Here is a 1574-nt window from a genome sequence, read left to right as displayed (position 1 = left end):
GATTAATTGAGGGAATGAATACCAAAATAAAGCTTATTAAAAGAATGAGTTATGGATTTACCAATTTTCAACATCTTCGACTTAAGCTGTTTGCTTGCTTTAATTCATAACAAAAATTAACACACGAAAACCAGAAGAGCCGAACAGCTACATTCAGTCACAATTGACGACAGTTTGTCTGGAGGCAATATAGCGCAACGTGTTCCCTCCTTGATGTTGAATGACAACTCGGTATCGGTATAATTACCGAATTCAACTCGGACTGGGAGACAAACATAATGTGGATTGGAAACTTCAGAAATCATCGACTTGCCTTCGGGTAGTTCACAAGATTGTTGAGAACTTTGATCAAAAGTTGTTTCTGTTTGAGTCCCAGTCATTGCCTTGGCTCTTTGACTTTCTAGACCTCTTATAGGTAATCGGATACCACCAACCCTAACCCATCCGTTTTCTCTTATAATACCTCTTCTACGGGGAGGTTTCTGTGAGCCGTAATGACATCGCATTTCAATTTCATCAATAGCTTCCTTTACTTTTTTAACCAATTCATCCTTCTCGAATATCAACTCTGCTGCTAACAAAAATTTAGGTCTGGTAGGAGAGATAACCAGCTTACCTTCGGATACATATCGATCAAAAGATTCATGAGAACTCATTTCTGTGCTATTCATAGTTATTGCCCCAGTTCTTGCAATTTTTTGACACCAATGTACTCTTCAACAGGATTTATCTCGCGGAACGGCTCAACAGAAGCTTGTAGGATATATCCGCCAGTTTGAGCAGGAACGCCAATATCAACGGGTCTTAATTTGGATTCAGGCGTGTTTGGAGGAGGCGACTCTACAGAAGATACAATCTCTCTTTCCTGAGTGAAAAGATTAAGAGTAAAGCGCACACCCTGAATTAATTTTCCTACCTCATCTACTAGCCCAATAAACGCCCGTATAATCTTCTCTGGTTCATACAAGAAGCAATCGTTGAGTACCATCAACAAACTTTTACCTTCAGTTATCTGATAACGATTGTTAGCATGGCAAAGCAAATTCTCAAGGTAGGCGTGAGCGTTTTTATCGTTAAAAAGTGATGTTAGAAGCGGCTAAATAGGATCGGTACAACAACCTCCCACAGAACCTAGCTTAATTATCCCACCATAGCCAAGGGTAAAACATTAAATTTTAATGTAATGCCAATTCGGAACCCCAGTGCGATCGCTGATCTTGTAGGTTGGGTTGAGGTGACGAAACCCAACACTACCTTTTTCCCAAATTACCACCCAATATCTGAGTTATAATCAATACCATCCATTCTACACCTTAATCAAATAACTTAACTTAAGTGGGTGGGTGGAATTAAATATAAGATGAACGTAGGTTAGGTTGAAGCATGAAACCCAACTCCCGCATGGGTTACGCTACCGCTAACCCATCCTACAAATGGCTCTTCGTTACTTGTTATGGTTCGATAGGGGGGCATAAATCGACTAAATCCTTATCTGGCAAGAGACTTAATTGATTAGTTCGCTCTAGATAAAAAACAATTGACAAAAATCGCTAAATGCCTTTCTCTATAAGGGT

The 1574-nt window shown here is 39.6% G+C and carries 3 protein-coding genes; 1 reads left to right on the top strand and 2 read right to left on the bottom strand.

Going from position 1 to position 1574, the window contains the following annotated elements; all coding sequences use genetic code 11:
• Window positions 1-110: transposase (locus PX482_RS13975; protein WP_271928149.1), on the top strand; the 110-nt coding region annotated here is incomplete at its 5' end.
• A gap of 6 nt (window positions 111-116) precedes the next feature.
• Here PX482_RS13975 and PX482_RS13970 read toward each other — a convergent pair.
• Window positions 117-671, bottom strand: a complete 555-nt coding sequence (locus tag PX482_RS13970; protein ID WP_288025511.1) for a hypothetical protein — start codon at window positions 669-671, stop codon at window positions 117-119.
• A 2-nt stretch (window positions 672-673) separates the two neighbouring features.
• Window positions 674-1042, bottom strand: coding sequence for a hypothetical protein (locus PX482_RS13965; RefSeq protein ID WP_196219850.1), 369 nt, complete (start codon window positions 1040-1042; stop codon window positions 674-676).
• Window positions 1043-1574: the final 532 nt, after the last annotated feature.

Source organism: Microcystis sp. M53602_WE12, assembly GCF_030065455.1.
Taxonomy (GTDB): Bacteria; Cyanobacteriota; Cyanobacteriia; order Cyanobacteriales; family Microcystaceae; genus Microcystis; species Microcystis aeruginosa.
This window is presented reverse-complemented; position numbering and strand designations above follow the sequence as displayed.

Bases quoted from the DNA above. Each gene is read 5' to 3' on its own strand.
- PX482_RS13970 (WP_288025511.1), bottom strand. From the start codon at position 671: ATGAATAGCACAGAAATGAGTTCTCATGAATCTTTTGATCGATATGTA.